Source organism: Pseudomonas sp. RC2C2 (assembly GCF_018390435.1).
Classification (GTDB): domain Bacteria; phylum Pseudomonadota; class Gammaproteobacteria; order Pseudomonadales; family Pseudomonadaceae; genus Aquipseudomonas; species Aquipseudomonas donghuensis.
This window is the reverse complement of the sequence record NZ_JAHBAX010000001.1, coordinates 708769-732312: the sequence shown is the minus strand read 5'-3', so window position 1 is coordinate 732312 and position 23544 is coordinate 708769. Positions and strand designations below refer to the sequence as shown.

Annotated in this window: 20 protein-coding genes; 16 read left to right on the top strand and 4 right to left on the bottom strand. The window is 62.0% G+C overall.

Annotated elements, in window-relative coordinates:
* The first annotated feature begins 18 nt into the window (after positions 1 to 18).
* The 7 genes from KHO53_RS03375 (at position 19) to KHO53_RS03345 (ending at position 7757) form a co-directional block, all read left to right on the top strand.
* Positions 19 to 540 carry a DUF2059 domain-containing protein gene (locus KHO53_RS03375; protein WP_010224157.1) on the top strand — a complete coding sequence of 174 codons (522 nt, stop codon included), beginning with the start codon at positions 19 to 21 and terminating at the stop codon, positions 538 to 540.
* A 15-nt stretch (positions 541 to 555) separates the two neighbouring features.
* Positions 556 to 855, top strand: a complete 300-nt coding sequence (locus KHO53_RS03370; protein WP_010224156.1) for a BolA family protein — start codon at positions 556 to 558, stop codon at positions 853 to 855.
* A gap of 109 nt (positions 856 to 964) precedes the next feature.
* Positions 965 to 1903, top strand: a complete 939-nt coding sequence (gene trhO, locus KHO53_RS03365; protein ID WP_010224155.1) for an oxygen-dependent tRNA uridine(34) hydroxylase TrhO — start codon at positions 965 to 967, stop codon at positions 1901 to 1903.
* Between the two features lie 3 nt (positions 1904 to 1906).
* Positions 1907 to 2539 (top strand): DsbA family protein, encoded by a 633-nt coding sequence (locus tag KHO53_RS03360; RefSeq protein ID WP_010224154.1) that lies wholly within the window; start codon positions 1907 to 1909, stop codon positions 2537 to 2539.
* Positions 2532 to 4364: an ABC transporter ATP-binding protein gene (locus KHO53_RS03355; RefSeq protein ID WP_010224153.1), complete on the top strand. Its 1833-nt coding sequence runs from the start codon at positions 2532 to 2534 to the stop codon at positions 4362 to 4364. The genes KHO53_RS03360 and KHO53_RS03355 overlap by 8 nt, the downstream gene beginning before the upstream one ends.
* A 105-nt stretch (positions 4365 to 4469) precedes the next feature.
* Entirely contained in the window at positions 4470 to 6926 is a 2457-nt protein-coding gene (locus tag KHO53_RS03350; protein WP_010224152.1) for an EAL domain-containing protein, read from the top strand.
* A gap of 36 nt (positions 6927 to 6962) precedes the next feature.
* Positions 6963 to 7757, top strand: coding sequence for an iron-containing redox enzyme family protein (locus KHO53_RS03345; RefSeq protein WP_010224151.1), 795 nt, complete (start codon positions 6963 to 6965; stop codon positions 7755 to 7757).
* A 2-nt stretch (positions 7758 to 7759) separates the two neighbouring features.
* Here the strand turns inward: KHO53_RS03345 and KHO53_RS03340 are convergent, their stop codons facing one another.
* The 4 genes from KHO53_RS03340 to KHO53_RS03325 form a co-directional block, all read right to left on the bottom strand.
* A complete protein-coding gene (locus KHO53_RS03340) occupies positions 7760 to 8500 on the bottom strand; it encodes a YciK family oxidoreductase (protein ID WP_213569987.1) in 741 nt (246 codons plus the stop codon).
* Between the two features lie 98 nt (positions 8501 to 8598).
* Complete coding sequence (mupP, locus tag KHO53_RS03335) at positions 8599 to 9270, bottom strand: N-acetylmuramic acid 6-phosphate phosphatase MupP (protein ID WP_010224148.1); 672 nt, start codon at positions 9268 to 9270, stop codon at positions 8599 to 8601.
* A 2-nt stretch (positions 9271 to 9272) separates the two neighbouring features.
* The gene (ubiG, locus tag KHO53_RS03330; RefSeq protein ID WP_036996554.1) at positions 9273 to 9971 is read right to left on the bottom strand and encodes a bifunctional 2-polyprenyl-6-hydroxyphenol methylase/3-demethylubiquinol 3-O-methyltransferase UbiG; all 699 of its coding nucleotides are present in this window, start codon (positions 9969 to 9971) and stop codon (positions 9273 to 9275) included.
* A 61-nt stretch (positions 9972 to 10032) separates the two neighbouring features.
* On the bottom strand, positions 10033 to 11364 hold the full coding sequence (locus KHO53_RS03325; protein WP_010224146.1) for a TRZ/ATZ family hydrolase: 1332 nt from the start codon (positions 11362 to 11364) through the stop codon (positions 10033 to 10035).
* A gap of 108 nt (positions 11365 to 11472) precedes the next feature.
* On the opposite strand from KHO53_RS03325, the gene mtnA reads away from it, so the two are divergent.
* The 9 genes from mtnA to KHO53_RS03280 all read left to right on the top strand — a co-directional run bounded on the left by mtnA (position 11473) and on the right by KHO53_RS03280 (position 23317).
* Positions 11473 to 12549, top strand: coding sequence for an S-methyl-5-thioribose-1-phosphate isomerase (mtnA, locus tag KHO53_RS03320; RefSeq protein ID WP_010224145.1), 1077 nt, complete (start codon positions 11473 to 11475; stop codon positions 12547 to 12549).
* A 278-nt stretch (positions 12550 to 12827) separates the two neighbouring features.
* Complete coding sequence (gene gyrA / locus KHO53_RS03315) at positions 12828 to 15467, top strand: DNA gyrase subunit A (RefSeq protein ID WP_010224144.1); 2640 nt, start codon at positions 12828 to 12830, stop codon at positions 15465 to 15467.
* Between the two features lie 101 nt (positions 15468 to 15568).
* Positions 15569 to 16654 carry a 3-phosphoserine/phosphohydroxythreonine transaminase gene (gene serC / locus KHO53_RS03310; RefSeq protein WP_159389019.1) on the top strand — a complete coding sequence of 362 codons (1086 nt, stop codon included), beginning with the start codon at positions 15569 to 15571 and terminating at the stop codon, positions 16652 to 16654.
* Positions 16654 to 17748, top strand: a complete 1095-nt coding sequence (gene pheA, locus KHO53_RS03305) for a prephenate dehydratase (protein WP_010224140.1) — start codon at positions 16654 to 16656, stop codon at positions 17746 to 17748. Before serC ends, pheA begins: the two co-directional genes overlap by 1 nt.
* A gap of 77 nt (positions 17749 to 17825) precedes the next feature.
* Positions 17826 to 20033 carry a bifunctional prephenate dehydrogenase/3-phosphoshikimate 1-carboxyvinyltransferase gene (locus KHO53_RS03300; RefSeq protein WP_026001392.1) on the top strand — a complete coding sequence of 736 codons (2208 nt, stop codon included), beginning with the start codon at positions 17826 to 17828 and terminating at the stop codon, positions 20031 to 20033.
* Positions 20030 to 20716, top strand: coding sequence for a (d)CMP kinase (gene cmk / locus KHO53_RS03295; protein WP_010224137.1), 687 nt, complete (start codon positions 20030 to 20032; stop codon positions 20714 to 20716). The genes KHO53_RS03300 and cmk overlap by 4 nt, the downstream gene beginning before the upstream one ends.
* 125 nt (positions 20717 to 20841) lie before the next feature.
* On the top strand, positions 20842 to 22521 hold the full coding sequence (rpsA, locus tag KHO53_RS03290) for a 30S ribosomal protein S1 (protein ID WP_010224136.1): 1680 nt from the start codon (positions 20842 to 20844) through the stop codon (positions 22519 to 22521).
* Positions 22522 to 22766: 245 nt separating this feature from the next.
* On the top strand, positions 22767 to 23057 hold the full coding sequence (gene ihfB / locus KHO53_RS03285) for an integration host factor subunit beta (protein WP_095161539.1): 291 nt from the start codon (positions 22767 to 22769) through the stop codon (positions 23055 to 23057).
* A 20-nt stretch (positions 23058 to 23077) separates the two neighbouring features.
* A complete protein-coding gene (locus KHO53_RS03280) occupies positions 23078 to 23317 on the top strand; it encodes a lipopolysaccharide assembly protein LapA domain-containing protein (RefSeq protein ID WP_213569986.1) in 240 nt (79 codons plus the stop codon).
* Positions 23318 to 23544 lie beyond the last annotated feature (227 nt).

The following is a 23544-nucleotide window of genomic DNA, read 5'->3' as shown; positions in this document are numbered from 1 at the left end:
CTACTTGAAGGAATTCCGATGACCCGTCTTCGCGCCCTCTGCACTGCTGTAGCGCTGGTCTGCGCCAGCGGCCAGGTGCTTGCAGATACCGCCAGCCACAACGCCAGTGCTGAAAAATTCCTCATGATGGCACATGCCGACAAGCTCGGTACTCCGGTCTACATGCAGGTGCAGCAGATGTTTGCCCAGCGTTTCGAGCAGACCAAGGCACCCGCCTCGAAGAAGTCCGTGCTCGACAGCTACCAGGCCAAAGCCAACGCCGCCCTGGACCAAGCCATTGGCTGGAACAAGCTCAAGCCGGACATGGTCAAGCTCTACACCAGCACCTTCACCGAAAGCGAACTCAAGGACCTGGTAGCGTTCTACCAGTCGCCGCTGGGCAAGAAAGTCCTGGAGAAGATGCCGCAGGTGACTCAGCAATCGGCCCAGCTGACCCAGCAGAAACTGGAAAGCGCGGTACCGGTGGTCAACAAGCTGCTGGCTGACATGACCAATGAACTCGATCCGAACGCCGGCAAGGCCGCGCCGGCCAAGAAGTAACCAGCGGAGCCTGACATGACCATGCAGCAAAAAATCGAGCAGAGCCTGCAGGCGCTGGCACCCCAGCACCTTGAGGTGCTCGATGAAAGCCACATGCACAGCCGTGGGCAGCAGACCCACTACAAGGCGGTGCTGGTGAGCGAGCAGTTCGAAGGCCTGAACAGTGTCAAGCGTCACCAGAAGGTCTACGCCACCCTCGGTGAGCTAATGAGCCAGTTCCATGCCCTGGCACTGCACACCTACACGCCGCAGGAATGGCAGAAAATCGGCGTCGCCCCGGCCTCGCCGACCTGTGCCGGTGGCAGCAAGCACTGATTTTCTCGTCAGGTTTTTGCTAGAATGCTCAACGCGCCGCTTGTCGGCGCGTTTTTATTTGGCATCCGGTCCGCCCTTTGCGAGGGCGACCACCTGGAGAAGTTACTGCATGTCCCAAGCTATCGTCGTCGCGGCGCTGTACAAATTCGTCACCCTGAAAGATTACGTCGAGCTGCGCGAGCCGCTGCTCGAGAGCATGATGGCCAACGGCATCAAGGGCACCTTGTTGCTGGCCGAGGAAGGTATCAACGGCACCGTCTCCGGTACCCGTGAAGGCATCGACGGCCTGCTGGCCTGGCTGCGCAGCGATGCGCGCCTGGTGGATATCGACCACAAGGAATCCTACTGCGACGAACAGCCGTTCTACCGCACCAAGGTCAAGCTCAAGAAAGAGATCGTCACCCTCGGCGTGCCGGGCGTGGACCCGAACTACAAGGTCGGCACCTACGTCGAGCCCCAGGACTGGAACGCGCTGATCAGCGACCCTGAAGTGCTGCTGATCGATACCCGCAACGACTACGAAGTGGCGATCGGCACCTTCGACGGCGCGATCGACCCCAAGACCACCACCTTCCGCGAGTTCCCCGAGTACATCAAGGCCAACTTCGACCCGGCCAAGCACAAGAAAGTGGCGATGTTCTGCACCGGCGGCATCCGCTGCGAGAAAGCCTCCAGCTATATGCTCGGCGAGGGTTTTGAAGAGGTCTATCATCTTAAAGGCGGGATCCTCAAATACCTCGAAGAGGTGCCACAGGATCAAAGCCGCTGGCAGGGCGACTGCTTCGTGTTCGACAACCGGGTCACCGTGCGTCACGACCTGACCGAGGGCGATTACGACCAGTGCCATGCCTGCCGCACCCCGATCAGCGTGGAAGACCGTGCGTCCGAGCACTACTCGCCAGGCATCAGTTGCCCGCATTGCTGGGACAGCCTGAGCGAAAAGACCCGACGCAGTGCCATTGACCGGCAGAAGCAGATCGAGCTGGCCAAGGCGCGCAATCAGCCTCACCCGATCGGTCACAACTACCGCAAAGCTGCCGAGGCCTGATTGATGTCCGCACGCCTGCTTTATGTGATGGACCCGATGTGCTCCTGGTGCTGGGGCTTTGCCCCTGTCGCCGAGGCCCTGATCGCCCAGGCGCGGGCAGCAGGCGTACCGACCCAGGTAGTGCTGGGTGGCCTGCGTTCCGGCAGCCGGGCGCTGGATGTCTCGACGCGCGGTTACATCCTCGATCACTGGCAGGCGGTGCACGACGCCACCGGGCAGGATTTTCAGTTCGAAGGTGCGCTGCCTGACGGTTTTGTCTACGACACCGAGCCTGCCTGCCGGGCCCTGGTCACCGCGCGCAGCCTTGACCCGCAGCATGTCGGCACGTTGCTCAAGCTGATCCAGCAAGCGTTCTACCTGCGTGGCGAAGACGTCACCCGCGCGCCTTTGCTGGTGGAGCTGGCCGAGCAGGCCGGTTACGAGCGCGCAGCCTTTGCCGAGGCCTTTACTAGCGCCGAACAACGCTCGGCCACGGCGGCGGACTTCACCTGGGTCCAGGACCTGGGCATCGCCGGCTTCCCGACCCTGCTGGCCGAACGCAATGGCCAGCTGGCTTTGCTGACCAACGGCTACCAGACCCTCGAATCCCTCGAACCGCTGCTCGGCCGCTGGCTGAAGCAGGCCGCCTGTGCTTGACCTGCCGGGTTCACCCGACCCGGTACCAGGGCCAGGCCCTGTGCATGCTGATCGCTTGAGCTGGGCAGAAATCCGCCGCCTGGCCCTGCGGCATAAAAAAGCCCTGTGGATCGCCAATGGCGTGGCCGTGCTGGCAGCGCTGTGCAGTGTGCCGATCCCCTTGCTGCTGCCGTTGCTGGTCGATGAAGTGCTGCTGGGGCATGGCGATGCCGCGCTGAAGTGGATGAACCAGTTCCTCCCCGGCAACTGGCAGGTTGCCGCCGGCTACATCGGCCTGATGCTGCTGTTCACCCTGACCCTGCGTTGCGCCGCCTTGGCCTTCAATGTGGTGCAGGCCAAGCTGTTTGCGGGCCTGGCCAAGGACATCGTCTACCGCTTGCGCATTCGTCTGATCGAGCGCCTCAAGCGCATCTCCCTCAGCGAATACGAGAGCCTGGGCAGCGGTACCGTGACCACCCACCTAGTCACCGACCTCGATACCCTCGACAAGTTTGTCGGCGAAACCCTCAGTCGGTTCCTGGTGGCCATGCTGACCCTGACCGGCACCGCCGCCATCCTGATGTGGATGCACTGGAAGCTGGCGCTGCTGATTCTGTTGTTCAACCCGTTGGTGATCTTTGCCACGGTGCAGTTGGGCAAGCGGGTCAAGCACCTGAAAAAACTGGAGAACGACAGTACCTCGCGCTTCACCCAGGCACTGACCGAAACCCTCGACGCGATCCAGGAAATCCGCGCCAGCAACCGTCAGGGCTATTTCCTCGGCCGCCTTGGCCTGCGCGCCCAGGAGGTACGCAACTACGCTGTCGCCTCGCAATGGAAAAGCGATGCCAGCGGACGTGCCAGCGGCTTGCTGTTCCAGTTCGGTATCGATATTTTCCGCGCCGCGGCGATGCTCACGGTGCTGTTCTCCGATTTGTCGATCGGGCAGATGCTGGCGGTGTTCAGCTACCTGTGGTTCATGATCGGCCCGGTCGAGCAACTGCTGAACCTGCAGTACGCCTATTACGCCGCCGGTGGCGCCCTGAGCCGGCTCAACGAACTGCTGGCGCGTGCCGACGAGCCGCAGTATCCCGGTGGCGTCGACCCGTTCAAGGGGCGCGACACCGTTGGCATCGAAGTGCAGGGGTTGCGCTTTGCCTACAACGACGAGCCGGTGCTCGATCAGCTCAACCTGTCGATCGCCCCGGGCGAGAAGGTCGCGATCGTTGGTGCCAGCGGCGGCGGCAAGAGCACCTTGGTGCAATTGCTGCTGGGCCTGTACAGCGCCCAGGCCGGGACCATCCGCTTTGGTGGCTCGACCCTGCAGGAAATCGGCCTGGAAACCCTGCGTGAGCATGTGGCGGTGGTGCTGCAGCACCCGTCACTGTTCAACGACACGGTGCGCGCCAACCTGACCATGGGGCGCGACTGCAGCGATGATGCCTGCTGGCAGGCGCTGAACATCGCCCAGCTCGACACCACCATTGCCGCCTTGCCGCAAGGCCTGGACAGCGTGGTTGGCCGCTCTGGCGTGCGCTTGTCCGGCGGCCAGCGCCAGCGCCTGGCGATTGCGCGGATGGTGCTGGCCGAGCCCAAGGTGGTGATCCTCGACGAGGCCACCTCGGCCCTGGATGCGGCCACCGAATACAACCTGCACCAGGCCCTGACTCGTTTTCTCAGTGCCCGCACCACCCTGATCATTGCCCACCGCCTCTCGGCGGTGAAGCAGGCCGACCGGGTGCTGGTGTTCGACGGCGGCCATGTCGCCGAGGACGGCGATCACCAGCAATTGATCGCCGAAGGTGGCTTGTACGCCAAGCTGTACGGCCATTTGCAACAGAGTTAGGGCAAATTGCTGTGCATGTGAGAAAAGCTCTCCAGTATTAATAGCAAATAGCCTAGGCTGTGCTTTTGTAGGTGAGATTCATCCGGCTCTGTTGCAAGGGACCTCATGAAGCGAAAACGGACTCTCGAAGCGCCAAAGTTGTTGGGCATTATCTGGCCATTTGTTGCTGTTGTACTGTTTCAGGCCTTGCTCGGGAGCATCAGCCTGTACGCGCTGTCGGCAGTGCGTGGTTATGTGGCGGGCGAGAGCTTGTGGTCCAAGGGCCAGAAAGACGCTATCTATTACCTCAACCTGTACGCTGACAGCCGCGACGAGGCGGTTTTCAAAAAGTACCGCAAGGCGATTGCCGTGCCCCAGGGCGGCCATGACCTGCGCGTAGCCCTCGACCTGCCGAGCCCGGATATCGACGCCGCGCGCCGTGGCATTCTCCAGGGCGGCAACCATCCCGACGACGTGTCCAGTGTGATCTGGCTGTACCTGAACTTTCACCAGGTCAGCTATATGCAGGAGGCCATCGAGCTGTGGGCGGTCGGTGACGGATTCCTGCGCCAGCTGGATGAAGTCGCCGAGCAGATGCACAACGGTTTTCGTTCAGGCCAGGCCGATGCCCGTAGGGTCGCGGGCTGGAAGGCGCAGATTGCTGCGATCAACGATGCCGTGACCCCGGCCGCGCGGGCTTTCAGCGACGCCCTGGGCGAAGGCTCGCGAATGTTGCTGCGGGTATTGCTGGTCACCAACCTTGCGACCGCACTGTTCCTGATTGCCCTGGCCTGGATGCGCTCGAGCAAGCTGCTGGCCCAGCGCCAGGCCTTTGCCAATGCCCTGGAAGTGGAGAAGGAGCGGGCGCAGATCACCCTCGAATCCATCGGCGATGGCGTCATCACCACCGATGTCGAAGGCTGTATCGCCTACATGAATCCCGCGGCCGAACAGCTGACCCACTGGCATGCGGCCCAGGCCCAGGGTTTGCCCCTGGCGGCGCTGTTCAGCCTGCTGGACGAGAATGCCGAAAAAGACAGCCTGACCCTGGTCGAGCGCGTACTTGAGGGCGGGCTCAAGGGCGGCAGCGAACACACCAAACTGATCCAGCGTCTGGACGGCAGCACTGTGTCGGTCACCCTGGTGGGCGCGCCGATCATGGCTGAGGGCAAGGTCAGTGGCATCGTCCTGGTGCTTCACGACATGACCCAGGAGCGTCAGTACATCGCCAACCTGTCCTGGCAGGCGACCCATGATGCCCTGACGGGCCTGGCCAATCGCCGCGAGTTCGAATACCGCCTGGAACTGGCGCTCAATGCGCTGGCACGCAAACCGGCGCGCCACTCCTTGATGTTTCTTGACCTGGACCAGTTCAAGCTGGTCAACGATACCTGTGGCCATGCTGCCGGGGACGAGCTGCTGCGCCATATCTGCGCCGTGTTGCAGGCCGGGCTGCGCGAAGGCGATACCCTGGCGCGGCTGGGCGGCGACGAGTTCGGCATCCTGCTGGAGAACTGCCCCCAGGAGCAGGCTGAACGCATTGCCGAGAGCTTGCGCCAGGCGGTGCAGAGCCTGCACTTCGTGTGGAAGGGGCGGCCATTCATGACCACCGTGAGCCTGGGGCTGGTGCATATCGCCCAAGGGCCGGCCACCCTGGAAGCCTCGCTGCGGGCAGCCGACATGGCGTGCTACATGGCCAAGGAAAAGGGCCGCAACCGCGTGCAGGTGTACCACGCCGACGACAGTGAGCTGTCCATGCGTTTTGGCGAGATGGCCTGGATCCAGCGCCTGCACGTGGCCCTGGAAGAGAACCGCTTCTGCCTCTATGCCCAGGAAATTGCCGCCCTGGGGCCCCATGAAGGCGTCGGGCATATCGAGATCCTCCTGCGCCTGCACGACGAGAGCGGCCGCATCATCCTCCCTGACAGCTTCATTCCCGCCGCCGAGCGCTATGGCCTGATGACCGCGCTGGACCGTTGGGTGGTGCGCAGTGTGTTCAAGGTCATCCGCCAATGCCTGGACGAGCAACGCGACGGCCCATTGGCCATGTGCGCGATCAACCTGTCGGGCAGCAGTATCGGTGACGACAAGTTTCTTGAGTACCTGCAGCGGCTGTTTGCCGAGTTCGCCATTCCGCCGCACATGATTTGTTTCGAAATCACTGAAACCAGCGCAATCGCCAACCTGGGCAGTGCCATCCGCTTTATCAACGAGCTCAAGGGGCTAGGTTGCCGGTTCTCGCTGGATGACTTCTGCGCCGGTATGTCGTCGTTCGCCTATTTGAAGCATTTGCCTGTAGACTTCCTGAAAATCGACGGAAGTTTTGTCAAGGACATGCTCGATGACCCGATCAACCGGGCCATGGTCGAGGTGATCAACCACATCGGTCACGTGATGGGTAAACGCACCATCGCCGAGTTTGTCGAAACCCCGTTGATCGAGCAGGCCCTGCAGGAGATTGGCGTCGATTACGCCCAGGGATACCTGATCGAGCGGCCACAGGTGTTCACCTGTGACAGCTTGCAGCGCAAACGGATTGCTGCAAGGCCCCTGCTGTTCAAGGCGCCGGGGACCTTTCGCTGAGATCCACCGAAAATCACAAGGAACAAGGAGCTGACAGTGATTGACGCGTTTATTCGTACTGGTCCATTGATGGACCCCAGCAGTTACCCGTTTTGGGCCCAGCAGTTGATCAAGGACTGCAGCGAGAGCAAGCGTCGGGTGGTGGAGCACGAGCTTTATCAACGTATGCGTGATGGTCGCCTCAGTGGCCGGACCATGCGCCAGTACCTGATTGGCGGCTGGCCGGTGGTCGAACAGTTCTCCCTGTACATGGCCAAGAACCTCACCAAGACCCAGTACGCCCGCCACCCCGGCGAAGACATGGCGCGGCGCTGGCTGATGCGCAACATCCGCGTCGAACTCAACCATGCCGATTACTGGCTGTTCTGGGCCCAGGCCCATGGCGTCGCCCTCGAAGACCTGCAGGCGCAGCAAGTCCCCAGCGAACTCAATGCCCTCAGCGACTGGTGCTGGCACACGTGTGCGACCGATTCGCTGGTGGTTGCCATTGCCGCTACCAACTACGCCATCGAAGGTGCAACCGGTGAGTGGTCGGCGCTGGTTTGCTCGACTGGCGTCTACGCCCAGGGTTTCCCGGAGGAAGGCCGCAAGCGCGCCATGAAATGGCTGAAGATGCACGCCCAGTACGATGACGCGCATCCGTGGGAAGCCCTGGAGATCGTCTGCACCCTGGCCGGCAACAACCCGTCGGTGGCGCTGCAAACCGAACTGCGCCGGGCCGTCTGCAAGAGCTACGACTACATGTTCCTGTTCCTTGAGCGCTGCATGCAGCACGAGCAGGAACAGCGCCAGCAGCCCGCCCGGGCGCGGGCTGAGCTGGCCGAGGGCTGAGCTTACTGGGCGTTGAAGGCCTGGCCGTTGATGCCAGTGCTGTCCGGGCCCATCAGGTACAGGTAGACCGGCATGATCTGCTCTGGCAGCGGATTGTTTTCCGGGGTTTCCGCAGGGTAGGCCTGGGCGCGCATGCTGGTACGGGTGGCGCCCGGGTTGACACTGTTGGCACGCACTGGCGCCACCCCTTCAAGCTCGTCGGCGAGGGTCTGCATCAGGCCCTCGGTGGCGAACTTCGACACCCCATAGGCACCCCAGTAGGCTCGGCCTTTGCGCCCGACGCTGCTGGAGGTGAAGATCACCGAGCCATCCGCCGACAGCTTGAGCAGCGGCAGCAGGGTGCTGGTGAGCATGAACATGGCATTGACGTTGACCTGCATCACGCGCATGAAGTTGTCGCCCGAGAGCTGCTCCAGCGGCGTGCGCGGGCCGATGATCGAGGCGTTGTGCAGTAGGCCGTCGATATGGCCGAACTCGGCTTCGATCATCGCTGCCAGCTCGTCGTACTGGTGCGGCAGGGCGGTTTCCAGGTTGAACGGAATGACCGCGGGTTTCGGGTGGCCAGCCGCTTCGATCTCATCGTAGATCTGGCTCAGGTTGGCTTCGGTCTTGCCCAGCAGCAAGACGGTGGCGCCATGGGCGGCGTAGCTCTTGGCCGCGGCCGCACCGATACCGCGACCGGCGCCGGTGACCAGAATGGTCCGGCCTTTGAGCAGGTCGGGGCGGGCAGAGTAATCGAACATGGGGTTACCTCTAGATAGGTGATGGCTTCATCGCTGGCAAGCCAGCTCCCACAAGGTTGGTGGTGACCTGTGGGAGCCGGCCTTGCCGGTACGAAGGTTCAGCAGCCGCAAAGCGCGTTATCGAGCACCTTGCGCAGCTCCAGTGGATGATCGACCACCACATCCGCGCCCCAGTTGTTGGGGTTGTCATCTGGATGAATGTAGCCGTAGCGCACCGCCGCAGTGCGGGTGCCGGCATCGCGGCCCGACTCGATGTCACGCAGGTCGTCGCCGACGAACAGCACGCTGGCCGGGTCCAGATTGAGGGTCTTGCAAGCGAGGATCAGCGGCTCGGGGTCCGGCTTGCTGTTCTTCACGTGGTCCGGGCAGATCAGCAGCGCCGACCGTTCGCTCAGGCCCAGTTGCTGCATGATCGGCTCGGCGAAGCGCACCGGCTTGTTGGTGACCACGCCCCAGATCAGGTTGCCTTTCTCGATGTCGGCCAGCAGTTCGGCCATGCCGTCGTAAAGCTTGCTGTGCACCGCGCAACCCTGCTGGTAACGCTCGAGGAACTCCAGGCGCAGGGCCTCGAAACCTTCGGCTTCAGGGTCGAGGTCGAAGGTCGCCGACACCATGGCCTTGGCGCCGCCCGAGACCACGTCGCGGATTTTCTTGTCGTCGATGGCCGGCAGGCCGCGCTCGGCGAGCATGGCCTGGCAGATGGCGATGAAGTCCGGCGCCGTGTCGAGCAGGGTGCCGTCCATGTCGAAAAGTACCGCTCGCAAACGCATGCTTATTCCTCGCGCAGGGTCTGGATCATGTAGTTGACGTCAACGTCGTTGGCCAGCTTGTAGTGCTTGGTCAGCGGGTTGTAGGTCAGGCCGATGATGTCCTTGACGGTCAGGCCGGCATCGCGGCTCCAGGCGCCAAGCTCGGACGGGCGGATGAATTTCTTGAAGTCGTGGGTGCCGCGCGGCAGCAGCTTCATGATGTATTCGGCGCCGATGATGGCGAACAGGTAGGCCTTGGGGTTGCGGTTGATGGTCGAGAAGAACACCTGGCCGCCGGGCTTGACCATGCGGAAGCAGGCGCGAATCACCGAGGACGGGTCCGGCACGTGCTCGAGCATCTCAAGGCAGGTAACCACGTCGAACTGCTCGGGCATTTCTTCGGCCAGGGCTTCGGCGGTGATCTGCCGGTACTCGACGTTGACCCCGGACTCGAGCTGGTGCAGCTGGGCCACGGCCAGCGGCGCTTCGCCCATGTCGATACCGGTGACGGTGGCGCCGCGCAGGGCCATGGCCTCGCTGAGGATGCCACCGCCGCAGCCGACGTCGAGGACTTTCTTGCCGGCCAGCTTGACCCGCTCGTCGATCCAGTTGACCCGCAGCGGGTTGATGTCGTGCAGCGGCTTGAACTCGCTCTCGCGGTCCCACCAGCGGTGGGCCAGGGCTTCGAACTTGGCGATTTCGGCGTGGTCGACGTTGCTCATGGAACAGTCCTCTGAATCTTGGATAATTTGCTCTTGCCCGCCAGCACTGGCTGCCGGGCGCTTATTCGTTGCGCTCGCCGATCCGCTGGCCCCAGGCGCAGGCGGTGGCGTGCAGGGCCTGTTCGTCCAGGCGGGTCAGGCGCCGGTCGTCAAGCAGTGGCTTACCGGCAACCCAGACGTGCTTCACGCAGTCCCGGCCGCTGGCGTAGATCAGTTGCGAAACCGGGTCATACAGCGGTTGCTGGGCCAGCCCCGAGAGGTCGAAGGCGACCAGGTCGGCGGCCTTGCCCAGCTCCAGCGAACCGGTAATCGCCTCCAGGCCCAGGGCCCGGGCGCCATTGAGGGTGGCCATGCGCAGCGCCCGGTGGGCGTCCAGGGCGCTGGCCGAACCGGCCACGGCCTTGGCCAGCAGTGCCGCGGTACGGGTTTCGCCGAGCAGGTCGAGGTCGTTGTTGCTGGCCGCGCCATCCGTGCCGACGGCAACGTTGACGCCAGCCTGCCACAAGCGCTCGACCGGGCAGAAGCCGCTGGCCAGCTTGAGGTTGGACTCCGGGCAGTGCACCACACTGGTGTTGCTTTCTACCAGCAGGGCCAGATCCTCGTCGCTGACCTGGGTCATGTGAACCGCCTGCAGGCGCGGGCCGAGCAGGCCGAGACGGGCCAGCCGAGCCAGCGGGCGCTCGCCACGGGTCTGCAGCGATTGCTCGACCTCGAAGGCGGTTTCATGGATGTGCATGTGGATCGGCGCGTCCAGCTCTTCGGCAATGACGCGGATCTTTTCCAGGTTGTCGTCGCTCACCGTGTACGGCGCATGCGGGCCCAGCGCTACACTGATGCGTGGGTGGTGGCGCAGGTCGCCGAACAGCTCGATGCCCAACTGCAGGGCTTCGTCGGTGCTGCGCGCGCCGGGGATGGGGAAGTCCAGCAGGGGCACGGCGATCTGCGCGCGAATGCCGCTGAGGTGCACGCGCTCGCTGGCGACCTTGGGGTAAAAGTACATGTCGCTGAAGCAGGTGATACCGCCTTTGACCTGCTCGGCAATGGCCAGGTCGGTGCCGTCACGCACGAACGCTTCATCGACCCAGCGCCCTTCGGCCGGCCAGATGTGCTCTTCGAGCCAGGTCATCAGTGGCAGATCGTCGGCCAGGCCGCGAAACAGGGTCATCGCCGCGTGGCCGTGGGCGTTGATCAGCCCGGGGCTGAGCAGGCAGCCCGGCAATTCGCGGGTTTCGCTGGCAATAAACGCCTGGGCCTGGCTGCGCGGGCCGATGAACACGATCTGCCCATCGCGGATGCCCAGGCCGTGATCCTTCAATACCACCCCGGCAGGTTCGACCGGCACCAGCCAGGTAGGCAGGAGCAGCAGGTCGAGCGGCGTAGCGGGTTTGGGCATGACAGGTTTCCCTGGGCGACTGGAAGTGAGGGCGAAGTATACCCGAGCGTCCGCGCCTGGGGCTCGCTATAATCGTCCGCTTTTGATGTCCGAATGATGGGGTGAGGCATGCGCGATCGACTAATGGCTGCAGAGAAGGTGAAAGCCATCGATTGGCGGGATGGCACCCTTTATCTGCTCGACCAGCGCGCGCTGCCGGGCGCGCAGGTCTGGCTGGCCTGCGGCGATGCCGCTGCGGTGGCCGAAGCCATTCGCTCGATGGCGGTGCGCGGCGCTCCGGCCATCGGCATCAGTGCCGCCTACGGCCTGGCCATGGCGATTCGCCAGCGCCTGGCCGCTGGTGGTGATTGGGAAATGGCCCTGGAAGAGGACTTCGAGCTGCTGGTGCATGCCCGGCCAACCGCCGCCAACCTGTTCTGGGCCCTGAACCGCATGCGTGAACGCCTGCTGCGGCTCAAGCCGGGCGATGACGTGCTGGCCATCATGGAGGCCGAAGCCATGGCCATCCACGACAGCGACCGCGAAGCCAACCTGACCATGGCCCAGCTGGGCGTGGAACTGATCCGCAAGCACCAGGGCAACGAGCAGACCATCCTTACCCACGGCAATACGGGTGCTCTGGCCACCGGTGGTTTCGGCACGGCCCTTGGGGTGGTGCGCGCCGCGTACCTGGAGGGCATGATCGAGCGTGTCTATGTCGGTGAAACCCGCCCGTGGCTACAGGGTTCGCGCCTGAGCGCCTGGGAGCTGGCAGGCGAGGGCATCCCGGCAACCATCACCGCCGATTCCGCCGCCGCCCACCTGATGAAAACCAAGGGCATTACCTGGGTGATCGTCGGCGCCGACCGCATCACCGCCAATGGCGATGTGGCGAGCAAGATCGGCACCTATCAGCTGGCGGTCAACGCCATGCACCATGGCGTGCGTTTCATGGTCGTGGCGCCCAGTTCGAGCATCGACATGAATCTTGAGAGCGGCGATGACATCCTCCTCGAAGAGCGCAGCGCCAGCGAGTTGCTGGAACTTGGCGGCGAGCCGCTGGGCGCCACTTTCGAGGCGTTCAACCCGGTGTTCGACGTGACCCCGGCCGACCTGATCGACGTGATCATCACCGAAAAAGGCATTGTCGAGCGCCCGGATACGGTGAAGATGGCGCAACTGATGTGCCGCAAGCGTTTGCATTGAGTCTTTGCCCTCGTCTGCGGCCTGCTGTAGCGGCTAACGGGCGTTATCGACGAGCAGTAGGGTAGTAGTGCCGCAGGCTACTCCCACCCTCTGGGCGATTGTGGTAACATCCGACGGTTTCCAAGGCCGCCCTGCGGGGCTGTCTTTACTGCGCAGATCCATGGCATAACTCGTTGATTTGTCGTAAGTCGTTGCAAGGAGTCACTTTGCAGCGGCGAGCTTCGTTCGTCCCATATGGATGTGACGAGGTTTCACCAGAAAAAGGAATCAGGCTTCTCATGGGCGAACTGGCCAAAGAAATCCTCCCGGTCAATATCGAAGACGAACTGAGACAGTCCTACCTCGACTACGCGATGAGCGTCATTGTCGGGCGTGCACTGCCCGATGCGCGTGATGGCTTGAAGCCCGTGCATCGCCGCGTTCTGTATGCGATGAGCGAACTGGGTAACGACTGGAACAAACCGTACAAGAAATCCGCCCGTGTGGTCGGTGACGTGATCGGTAAGTACCACCCGCATGGTGATACCGCCGTTTACGACACCATCGTACGTATGGCCCAGCCGTTCTCGCTGCGTTACCTGCTGGTCGACGGCCAGGGTAACTTCGGTTCGGTCGACGGCGACAACGCCGCCGCCATGCGATACACCGAAGTGCGCATGACCAAGCTGGCCCACGAGCTGCTGGCCGACCTGCACAAGGAAACAGTCGACTGGGTACCCAACTACGATGGTACCGAGCAGATCCCGGCGGTCATGCCGACCAAGATCCCCAACCTGCTGGTCAACGGTTCCAGCGGTATCGCCGTGGGTATGGCGACCAACATTCCGCCGCACAACCTCGGTGAAGTCATCGACGGTTGCCTGGCGCTGATCGACAACGCCGACATCACCGTCGATGAACTGATGCAGTTCATCCCCGGCCCCGACTTCCCGACCGCGGCGATCATCAACGGCCGCCAGGGCATCATCGAGGCCTACCGCACCGGCCGTGGCCGCATCTACATGCGCGCCCGCTCGATGGTCGAAGACATCGACAAGGTCGGTGGCCGCCAGCAGATCGTCGTCACCGAGCTGCCGTACCAGTTGAACAAGGCGCGTCTGATCGAGAAGATCGCCGAGCTGGTAAAAGAGAAAAAACTCGAAGGCATCACCGAGCTGCGCGACGAGTCTGACAAGGACGGTATGCGCATCGTCATCGAGCTGCGTCGTGGCGAAGTGCCGGAGGTGATCCTCAACAACCTCTACGCCCAGACCCAGTTGCAGAGCGTCTTCGGCATCAACGTGGTGGCGCTGATCGACGGCCGTCCGCGGGTGCTGAACCTCAAGGAGCTGCTCGAGGCCTTCGTTCGCCACCGCCGCGAAGTGGTCACCCGCCGTACCGTGTTCGAACTGCGCAAGGCGCGCGAACGCGGGCATATCCTTGAAGGCCAGGCGGTTGCCCTGTCCAACATCGACCCGGTGATCGCCCTGATCAAGGCTTCGCCGACGCCGTCCGAGGCCAAGGAAGCGCTGATCAGCACGCCGTGGGAATCCAGCGCCGTGCAGGTGATGGTCGAGCGCGCTGGCGCCGACTCCTGCCGCCCGGAAAACCTTGACCCGCAGTTCGGTCTGCGTGATGGCAAGTACTTCCTGTCGCCGGAACAGGCCCAGGCCATTCTGGACCTGCGCCTGCACCGCCTGACCGGCCTTGAGCACGAGAAGCTGCTGGCCGAGTACCAGGAGATCCTCAACCAGATCGGCGAGCTGATCCGCATCCTCAACAGCGCCGAGCGCCTGATGGAAGTGATCCGCGAAGAGCTGGAGCTGATCCGTGCCGAATACGGCGACGTGCGCCGCACCGAGATCCTCGATGCGCGCCTGGACCTGACCCTGGGCGACATGATTCCGGAAGAAGACCGGGTCGTGACCATCTCCCATGGTGGCTACGCCAAGACCCAGCCGCTGGCCGCCTACCAGGCCCAGCGTCGCGGTGGTAAAGGCAAGTCGGCTACCGGCGTCAAGGACGAGGACTACATCTCGCACCTGCTGGTCGCCAACAGCCATACCACCCTGCTGCTGTTCTCCAGCAAGGGCAAGGTGTACTGGCTCAAGACCTATGAAATTCCCGAGGCCTCCCGTGCCGCGCGCGGTCGACCGCTGGTCAACCTGCTGCCGCTGGACGAGGGCGAGTACATTTCGACCATGTTGCCGGTCGAGGAGTACACCGAAGGTCACTTCATCTTCATGGCTACCGCCAACGGCACCGTGAAGAAGACCCCGCTGGAGTCCTTCAGCCGTCAGCGCAGCGTTGGCCTGATCGCTCTGGAGCTGGACGAAGGCGATGTGCTGATTTCCGCGGCCATCACCGATGGCGAGCGTGAGGTCATGCTGTTCTCCGACGCCGGCAAGGTCACCCGCTTCAAGGAGTCCGACGTTCGCGCCATGGGCCGTACCGCCCGCGGTGTGCGTGGCATGCGCCTGGCCGAAGGGCAGAAGCTGATCTCCATGATCATCCCGGAAGAAGGCAGCCAGATCCTCACCGCTTCCGAGCGTGGTTACGGCAAGCGGACCGAAATCGGCGAGTTCCCCGAGTACAAGCGTGGCGGTCAGGGCGTTATCGCCATGGTCAGCAACGAGCGTAACGGCCGCCTGGTCGGTGCGGTGCAGGTGCAGGACGGTGAGGAAATCATGCTGATTTCCGACCAGGGCACCCTGGTCCGTACCCGTGTCGGCGAAGTCTCCAGCCTGGGCCGTAACACCCAGGGTGTGACCCTCATCAAGCTGGCCAGCGACGAGACCCTGGTGGGTCTGGAGCGGGTCCAGGAGCCGTCCGAAGAGGAAGGTGACGAGGACTTCGACGCCGAGGTGGAGGGCGCTGACGTGGACGCCGATGCGGCGCCACAGGCCGACGCTGCCGACGAAGAGGCACAGCCGGAATAATCAAGTAGTAGCGTAACCCTGGTGGGGGAGGTCGCGGCAGTCGGGCACAGCTCGCTGCCCGACCGGCTCCTGCGGACATCAAGAGCAGAGCGAGAGTGGATGTGAGCAAACGAGCCTTTAACTTCTGCGCAGGCCCTGCTGCGCTTCCCGACGCTGTTCTGCAGCGCGCCCAGGCTGAAATGCTGGACTGGCGTGGCAAAGGCCTGTCCGTGATGGAAATGAGTCACCGTAGCGATGACTACGTGGCCATTGCCGAGAAGGCCGAGCAGGATCTGCGCGACCTGATGTCCATTCCCACCAATTACAAGGTCCTGTTCCTGCAGGGCGGTGCGAGCCAGCAGTTCGCCGAGATCCCGCTCAACCTGCTGCCCGAAGAGGGGACCGCCGACTATATCGAAACCGGTATCTGGTCGAAAAAAGCCATCGAAGAGGCTCGCCGCTACGGCAACATCAACGTTGCTGCCAGCGCCAAGCCTTATGACTACCTGGCCATCCCTGGCCAGAACGAGTGGAAGCTGAGTAAGAATGCCGCCTACGTGCACTACGCCTCGAACGAGACCATTGGTGGTCTGGAGTTCGATTGGGTGCCGCAGACCGGTGACGTGCCGCTGGTGGTCGACATGTCCTCGGACATCCTCTCGCGTCCGATCGATGTCTCCAACTTCGGCCTGATCTACGCCGGCGCCCAGAAGAACATCGGCCCGAGCGGCCTGGTGGTGGTGATCGTCCGCGAAGACCTGCTCGGCCGCGCCCGCAGCAGCTGCCCGACCATGCTCGACTACAAGGTCGCGGCCGACAACGGCTCGATGTACAACACCCCGGCGACCTATTCCTGGTACCTTTCCGGGCTGGTCTTCGAGTGGCTGAAAGAGCAGGGCGGCGTCGAGGCCATGGAGCAGCGCAACCGGGCCAAGAAGGACCGCCTGTACGGTTTCATCGACAGCAGCGAGTTCTACACCAACCCGATCAGCGTCAATGCCCGTTCGTGGATGAACGTGCCGTTCCGCTTGGCTGACGAGCGCCTGGACAAGGCGTTCCTCGCTGGCGCCGACGCTCGCGGCCTGCTCAACCTCAAGGGGCACCGCTCGGTCGGCGGCATGCGCGCCTCGATCTACAACGCCCTGGGGCTGGATGCCGTTGAAGCGCTGGTTGCCTACATGGAAGAATTCGAGAAGGAGCATGGATGATGTCTGAGCAGGAACTCAAAGCGCTGCGGGTGCGCATTGACAGTCTCGATGAGAAGATCCTCGAGCTGATCAGTGACCGTGCCCGTTGCGCGCAGGAAGTGGCGCGGGTCAAGACTGCGACCCTGGCCGAAGGCGAGACCCCGGTATTCTATCGCCCCGAGCGTGAAGCCCAGGTGCTCAAGCGCGTGATGCAGCGTAACCAGGGGCCGCTGGGCAACGAAGAGATGGCGCGTTTGTTCCGCGAAATCATGTCGTCGTGCCTGGCCCTGGAACAGCCGCTCAAGGTGGCCTACCTGGGCCCTGAGGGGACCTTTACCCAGGCGGCGGCGCTGAAGCATTTCGGCCATGCGGTGATCAGCAAGCCGATGGCGGCCATCGACGAAGTGTTCCGCGAAGTGGCGGCCGGTGCCGTCAACTTTGGCGTGGTGCCGGTGGAAAACTCCACCGAAGGTGCGGTCAACCACACCCTCGACAGCTTCCTTGAGCACGATATGGTGATCTGCGGCGAAGTCGAGCTGCGTATTCACCATCACCTGCTGGTGGGCGAGAACACCAAGACCGACAGCATCAGCCGTATCTACTCCCACGCCCAGTCGCTGGCCCAGTGCCGCAAGTGGCTGGACGCTCACTACCCGAATGTCGAGCGCGTCGCGGTGTCGAGCAACGCCGAAGCGGCCAAGCGGGTCAAGGGCGAGTGGAACTCGGCGGCGATCGCCGGCGACATGGCGGCTGACCTGTACGGCCTGACCCGTCTGGCCGAGAAGATCGAAGACCGTCCGGACAACTCCACGCGCTTCCTGATGATCGGTAACCAGGAAGTGCCGCCGACCGGCGATGACAAGACCTCGATTATCGTTTCCATGAGCAACAAGCCGGGCGCCTTGCACGAGTTGCTGGTGCCGTTCCATGAGAACGGCATCGACCTGACTCGTATCGAGACTCGTCCTTCGCGCAGCGGTAAATGGACCTACGTATTCTTCATCGATTTCGTCGGCCACCACCGCGACCCGCTGATCAAAGCCGTGCTGGAGCAGATCAGCCAGGAAGCCGTGGCCCTGAAGGTGTTGGGTTCCTACCCCAAAGCGGTACTCTGAAGCGATGAGTGGCGTACATGCAGTCTTGAACAGGGTCCAGCTCCGTGGTTGAAGTCGTGGTAAACAAGCCTGAGCCGATCATCGGTCGGCTGGTGGTGGTCGGGTTGGGCCTGATTGGCGGGTCCTTCGCCAAGGGCTTGCGTGAAAGCGGCCTGTGCCGCGAAGTGGTCGGTGTCGATCTGGATCCGCAGTCGCGCAAGCTGGCGGTGGAGCTGGGCGTGGTCGACCGCTGTGAGGACGACCTTGCCGTCGCCTGCGTCGGCGCTGATGTCATCCAGCTTGCCGTGCCGATCCTGGCCATGGAAAAACTCCTCGCCCGCCTGGCTCGGCTTGATCTGGGGCAGGCGGTGCTGACCGACGTCGGCAGTGCCAAGGGCAATGTCGTGCGCGCAGCTCGCGAGGCCCTTGGCGGGCATTTGCCGCGCTTCGTGCCCGGGCATCCGATTGCCGGCTCCGAGCAGAGCGGGGTGGAGGCTTCCAATGCTGCTCTGTTCCGCCGCCACAAAGTCATTCTCACGCCGCTGGCCGAAACCGATCCTGCTGCCCTGGCGCTGGTCGACCGGCTTTGGCGTGCGCTGGAGGCCGATGTCGAGCATATGCAGGTCGAGCGCCATGATGAAGTCCTGGCGGCGACCAGTCATCTGCCGCACCTGCTGGCCTTCGGCCTGGTCGATTCCCTGGCCAAGCGCAATGAAAACCTCGATATCTTCCGTTACGCTGCCGGAGGTTTCCGCGATTTCACGAGAATCGCCGGAAGCGACCCGGTCATGTGGCACGACATTTTCCTCGCCAACCGCGAGGCTGTCCTGCGCACGCTGGATACATTTCGCAGCGATCTCGACGCCTTGCGCGACGCGGTCGATGCAGGGGATGGGCATCAGTTGCTGGGCGTCTTCACCCGCGCCCGTGTTGCCCGCGAGCATTTCAGTAAAATCCTGGCCCGACGGGCCTATGTGGACGCTATGAACTCCAACGACCTGATTTTCCTGGCAAATCCTGGTGGCCGCGTATCTGGCCGTATTCGTGTACCAGGTGACAAATCGATTTCCCATCGCTCGATCATGCTCGGCTCCCTGGCTGAAGGCACCACTGAAGTGGAAGGCTTTCTCGAGGGTGAAGATGCCCTGGCGACCTTGCAGGCCTTCCGCGACATGGGGGTGGTCATCGAAGGCCCGCACCATGGCCGGGTAACCATCCACGGCGTCGGCCTCAACGGCCTGAAGCCGCCACCGGGCCCGATCTACCTGGGCAACTCCGGCACCTCGATGCGTCTGCTGTCGGGCCTGCTGGCCGCACAGCCGTTCGATACCGTATTGACTGGCGATGCCTCGTTGTCCAAGCGGCCAATGAACCGCGTGGCCAACCCGCTGCGGGAAATGGGCGCAGTAATCGAAACCGCCGCCGAAGGTCGTCCGCCGATGACCATCCGCGGCGGCCACGCGCTCAAGGCCTTGACCTACACCCTGCCGATGGCCAGTGCCCAGGTCAAATCCTGCCTGCTGCTGGCCGGTCTGTATGCCGAAGGCAAGACCACTGTCACCGAGCCTGCGCCGACCCGTGACCACACCGAGCGCATGCTCCGTGGATTTGGCTACAGCGTTAAGGTCGACGGCCCTACGGCTTCGCTGGAATCGGGCGGCAAGCTCAGTGCCACGCATATCGAAGTGCCAGCTGACATTTCCTCGGCGGCCTTCTTCCTGGTGGCGGCGTCGATTGCCGAAGGCTCCGAGCTGCTGCTCGAGCACGTTGGCATCAACCCGACCCGTACCGGCGTCATCGACATCCTGCGCCTGATGGGCGGCGACATTACCCTGGAAAACCAGCGTGAAGTCGGCGGTGAACCGGTGGCTGACTTGCGCGTGCGCGGGGCTAAACTCAAGGGTATCGAGATCCCCGAGCACCTGGTGCCACTGGCTATCGACGAGTTCCCGGTGCTGTTTGTCGCCGCGGCCTGTGCCGAAGGCCGTACCGTGCTGCGCGGCGCCGAAGAGCTGCGGGTCAAGGAGTCCGACCGCATCCAGGTCATGGCCGACGGCCTGCTGGCCCTGGGCGTGAAGTGCGAGCCGACGCCGGACGGCATCATCATCGATGGCGGCGTTATCGGCGGTGGTGAAGTTCATGGTCATGGCGACCATCGCATCTCCATGGCCTTCAGTGTTGCCTCGTTGCGCGCCACGGCGCCAATCCGCATCCATGACTGCGCCAACGTCGCGACCTCGTTCCCGAACTTCCTCGCCCTGTGCGCCGAAGTCGGCATTCGCGTGGCAGAAGAGGGCAAGTCGTGAGTTCCAACGCACCGGTCATCACCATCGACGGGCCGAGTGGTTCGGGCAAGGGTACCGTTGCCGGCCTGCTGGCCCGTGAGCTGGGTTGGCGCCTGCTGGATTCCGGCGCGCTGTACCGGTTGCTGGCCTTTGCCGCCAACAACCACGGCGTCGACCTGACCAATGAAGAGCTGTTGGTCAAGATCGCTGCGCACCTGGATGTGCAGTTCATCGCTGCCGAGCCGGGCAAGCTGCAGCAGATCATTCTCGAGGGCGAGGATGTCAGTCATGTCATTCGCACCGAAACCGTCGGTGCCGGTGCCTCGATGGTCGCCTCGCTGCCGGCGGTGCGCGAGGCCTTGTTGCAACGTCAGCGGGCATTCCAGGAAGCCCCGGGGCTGATTGCCGATGGTCGCGACATGGGCACCGTGGTGTTTCCGGATGCACCGCTCAAGGTGTTTCTGACCGCCAGCGCCGAGGAACGTGCTCGCCGCCGTTACTTGCAGTTGAAGGCAAAAGGCGAAGATGTTAGTCTGTCAAGTCTGCTAGAAGAGATCCGTGCGCGTGATGAGCGTGACACCCAGCGCGCAGTGGCCCCGCTCAAACCGGCGGCCGATGCGATCCAGCTGGATTCCACGGAGTTGTCCATCGAGCAGGTGTTGCAACGCATCAAGAGCGAGATCGCCCTGCGCGATATCGCCTGATGGCCAGGAGAGCAGGCAGGGGCACCAGTCAACGTCCTGCCGGCTTTCCTTTATATGAACGAAACCCACATTGTCTGGAATGTGGCTGATGGGCGTTTGTCCCGCCCGAATCTACAGGAATTAAAATGAGCGAAAGCTTTGCAGAACTCTTTGAAGAAAGCCTGAAAACCCTCAATCTTCAGCCGGGTGCGATCATCACCGGTATCGTTGTCGACATCGACGGCGACTGGGTTACCGTACACGCTGGCCTGAAGTCCGAGGGCGTCATCCCGCTCGAGCAGTTCTACAACGAAGCTGGCGAGCTGACCATCAAGGTCGGTGACGAAGTTCACGTTGCGCTGGACGCGGTCGAAGACGGCTTTGGCGAAACCAAACTGTCCCGTGAAAAAGCCAAGCGCGCCGAGTGCTGGATTGTTCTGGAAGCAGCTTTCGCCGCCGAAGAAGTGGTCAAGGGCGTTATCAACGGTAAGGTTAAAGGCGGCTTCACTGTCGACGTTAACGGTATCCGTGCGTTCCTGCCTGGTTCCCTGGTTGATGTCCGCCCAGTGCGCGACACCACCCACCTGGAAGGCAAAGAGCTGGAATTCAAGGTCATCAAGCTGGACCAGAAGCGCAACAACGTTGTCGTTTCCCGTCGCAGCGTCCTGGAAGCCGAGAACAGCGCCGAGCGCGAAGCTCTGCTGGAATCCCTGCAGGAAGGCCAGCAAGTCAAAGGTATCGTCAAGAACCTCACCGACTACGGCGCATTCGTTGACCTGGGCGGCGTTGATGGCCTGCTGCACATCACCGACATGGCTTGGAAGCGTATCAAGCACCCATCGGAAATCGTCAACGTTGGCGACGAGATCGATGTCAAGGTTCTGAAGTACGATCGCGAGCGTAACCGTGTATCCCTGGGTCTGAAGCAACTGGGTGAAGACCCATGGGTTGCTATCAAGGCTCGTTACCCAGAAAGCACCCGCGTCATGGCGCGTGTTACCAACCTGACCGACTACGGCTGCTTCGCAGAGCTGGAAGAAGGCGTGGAAGGCCTGGTACACGTTTCCGAAATGGACTGGACCAACAAGAACATCCATCCTTCGAAAGTCGTACAAGTCGGCGACGAAGTGGAAGTCATGGTTCTGGACATCGACGAAGAGCGTCGTCGTATCTCCCTGGGCATCAAACAGTGCAAGTCCAACCCATGGGAAGACTTCTCTGGCCAGTTCAACAAGGGCGACAAGATCTCCGGCACCATCAAGTCGATCACCGATTTCGGTATCTTCATTGGTCTGGACGGCGGCATCGACGGCCTGGTTCACCTGTCGGACATCTCCTGGAACGAAGTCGGCGAAGAAGCCGTACGTCGCTTCAAGAAGGGCGACGAGCTGGACACCGTCATCCTGTCTGTTGACCCAGAGCGCGAGCGCATCTCCCTGGGTATCAAGCAGCTGGAAAGCGATCCGTTCTCCGAGTACGTTGCTGCCAACGACAAGGGTGCAATCGTTAAGGGTGTTGTAAAAGAAGTTGACGCCAAAGGCGCCATCATCACCCTGGCCGACGACATCGAAGCCACTCTGAAAGCTTCCGAAATCAGCCGTGACCGCGTTGAAGACGCGCGTAACGTCCTGAAGGAAGGCGAAGAGATCGAAGCGAAGATCATCAGCGTTGACCGCAAATCGCGCGTCATCCAGCTGTCGATCAAGTCGAAAGACGACGCTGAAGAGAAAGAGGCTATCCAAAGCCTGAAAGAAGCTGCTCCTTCGGAAGCTGCTGACACCACCATGGCTGCGCTGCTGCGTCAGGCAATGGCCAAACAGAACTAAGTTCTGCTGGTGTTAAAAAAGGGCGACTTCGGTCGCCCTTTTTTGTGCCTGCGATTCCTCCCGCGCGCTGAAACCCTTGTGCCAGTGAGCTTCGGTGAAATTGGCGGCAAACCGCCATCATCTATTGTGCCAAGGCGTATTTCTTCAAATTCCGATTAAGTCAAGAACCGCCCTGTTCAAATCCCTCAGGTCATGCTAAAAACAACGAAGCAATGATCTAGCTGCTTGATAAAGAAGGGAAAAATATGACGAAGTCGGAGCTGATCGAACGTATTGTCACCCATCAAGGGCTGCTCTCATCCAAGGATGTCGAGCTGGCCATCAAGACTATGCTTGAGCAAATGTCCCAGTGCCTGGCCACTGGCGACCGCATCGAAATTCGCGGCTTCGGCAGCTTCTCCCTGCACTATCGCGCCCCCCGCGTAGGCCGCAACCCAAAAACCGGGCAGTCCGTCAGCCTGGACGGCAAGTTTGTGCCGCACTTTAAGCCGGGAAAAGAACTTCGGGATCGGGTGAACGAGGAAGAAGATCATTGATCAAACAGGGAGCTGAACGCATGGGTAAGATCAAGCGGCTGGTGATCGTGCTGCTGTTGGTGGGCATCGCGCTGATGACTCTGATGTTTTCCCTGGAAAACCAGCAGGAGGTCAGTATTGTCTTCCTTGGCTTTATAGCGCCACCGCTCTCAGTGTCTCTCTTGATGGTGTTGGCATTGTTGCTCGGTCTAGTGATTGGACCGTTGTTGGCGTGCCTGATTCTCTTGGGTAAGGGGCGAAGGGGGCGTGCAGCGGTTTAAGTCCCGAGAGAGTCATGGTTTTCTCGATAATGCAAATCGTTATCTTTTTGCTGCAACTCTCGATAAGTGGTCGATCTATCGGGTGAACTTCCCCGTTGCCGCCGAGTCAAAGTCAGTGTTTGTCAGGTTTGAAATTCATTTGGCCTATGAGTGTGTGGTCTGGCGGGCTGTGTCCAGTCAAGAGAGCCTATTATGCGCAGGTATTTTTTGTTTTAGTCTGGAGTGAA

Excerpts from the sequence above, each read along its gene's own strand:
- KHO53_RS03375 (WP_010224157.1), top strand. The coding sequence starts at position 19 with ATGACCCGTCTTCGCGCCCTCTGCACTGCTGTAGCGCTGGTCTGCGCC.
- KHO53_RS03340 (WP_213569987.1), bottom strand. The coding sequence starts at position 8,500 with ATGTTCGATTACTCTGCCCGCCCCGACCTGCTCAAAGGCCGGACCATT.
- mtnA (WP_010224145.1), top strand. The coding sequence starts at position 11,473 with ATGCGCGATCGACTAATGGCTGCAGAGAAGGTGAAAGCCATCGATTGG.
- KHO53_RS03350 (WP_010224152.1), top strand. The coding sequence starts at position 4,470 with ATGAAGCGAAAACGGACTCTCGAAGCGCCAAAGTTGTTGGGCATTATC.
- KHO53_RS03325 (WP_010224146.1), bottom strand. The coding sequence starts at position 11,364 with ATGCCCAAACCCGCTACGCCGCTCGACCTGCTGCTCCTGCCTACCTGG.
- KHO53_RS03370 (WP_010224156.1), top strand. The coding sequence starts at position 556 with ATGACCATGCAGCAAAAAATCGAGCAGAGCCTGCAGGCGCTGGCACCC.
- mupP (WP_010224148.1), bottom strand. The coding sequence starts at position 9,270 with ATGCGTTTGCGAGCGGTACTTTTCGACATGGACGGCACCCTGCTCGAC.
- KHO53_RS03360 (WP_010224154.1), top strand. The coding sequence starts at position 1,907 with ATGTCCGCACGCCTGCTTTATGTGATGGACCCGATGTGCTCCTGGTGC.
- KHO53_RS03280 (WP_213569986.1), top strand. The coding sequence starts at position 23,078 with ATGGGTAAGATCAAGCGGCTGGTGATCGTGCTGCTGTTGGTGGGCATC.
- pheA (WP_010224140.1), top strand. The coding sequence starts at position 16,654 with ATGTCTGAGCAGGAACTCAAAGCGCTGCGGGTGCGCATTGACAGTCTC.
- ihfB (WP_095161539.1), top strand. The coding sequence starts at position 22,767 with ATGACGAAGTCGGAGCTGATCGAACGTATTGTCACCCATCAAGGGCTG.
- gyrA (WP_010224144.1), top strand. The coding sequence starts at position 12,828 with ATGGGCGAACTGGCCAAAGAAATCCTCCCGGTCAATATCGAAGACGAA.
- rpsA (WP_010224136.1), top strand. The coding sequence starts at position 20,842 with ATGAGCGAAAGCTTTGCAGAACTCTTTGAAGAAAGCCTGAAAACCCTC.
- trhO (WP_010224155.1), top strand. The coding sequence starts at position 965 with ATGTCCCAAGCTATCGTCGTCGCGGCGCTGTACAAATTCGTCACCCTG.
- ubiG (WP_036996554.1), bottom strand. The coding sequence starts at position 9,971 with ATGAGCAACGTCGACCACGCCGAAATCGCCAAGTTCGAAGCCCTGGCC.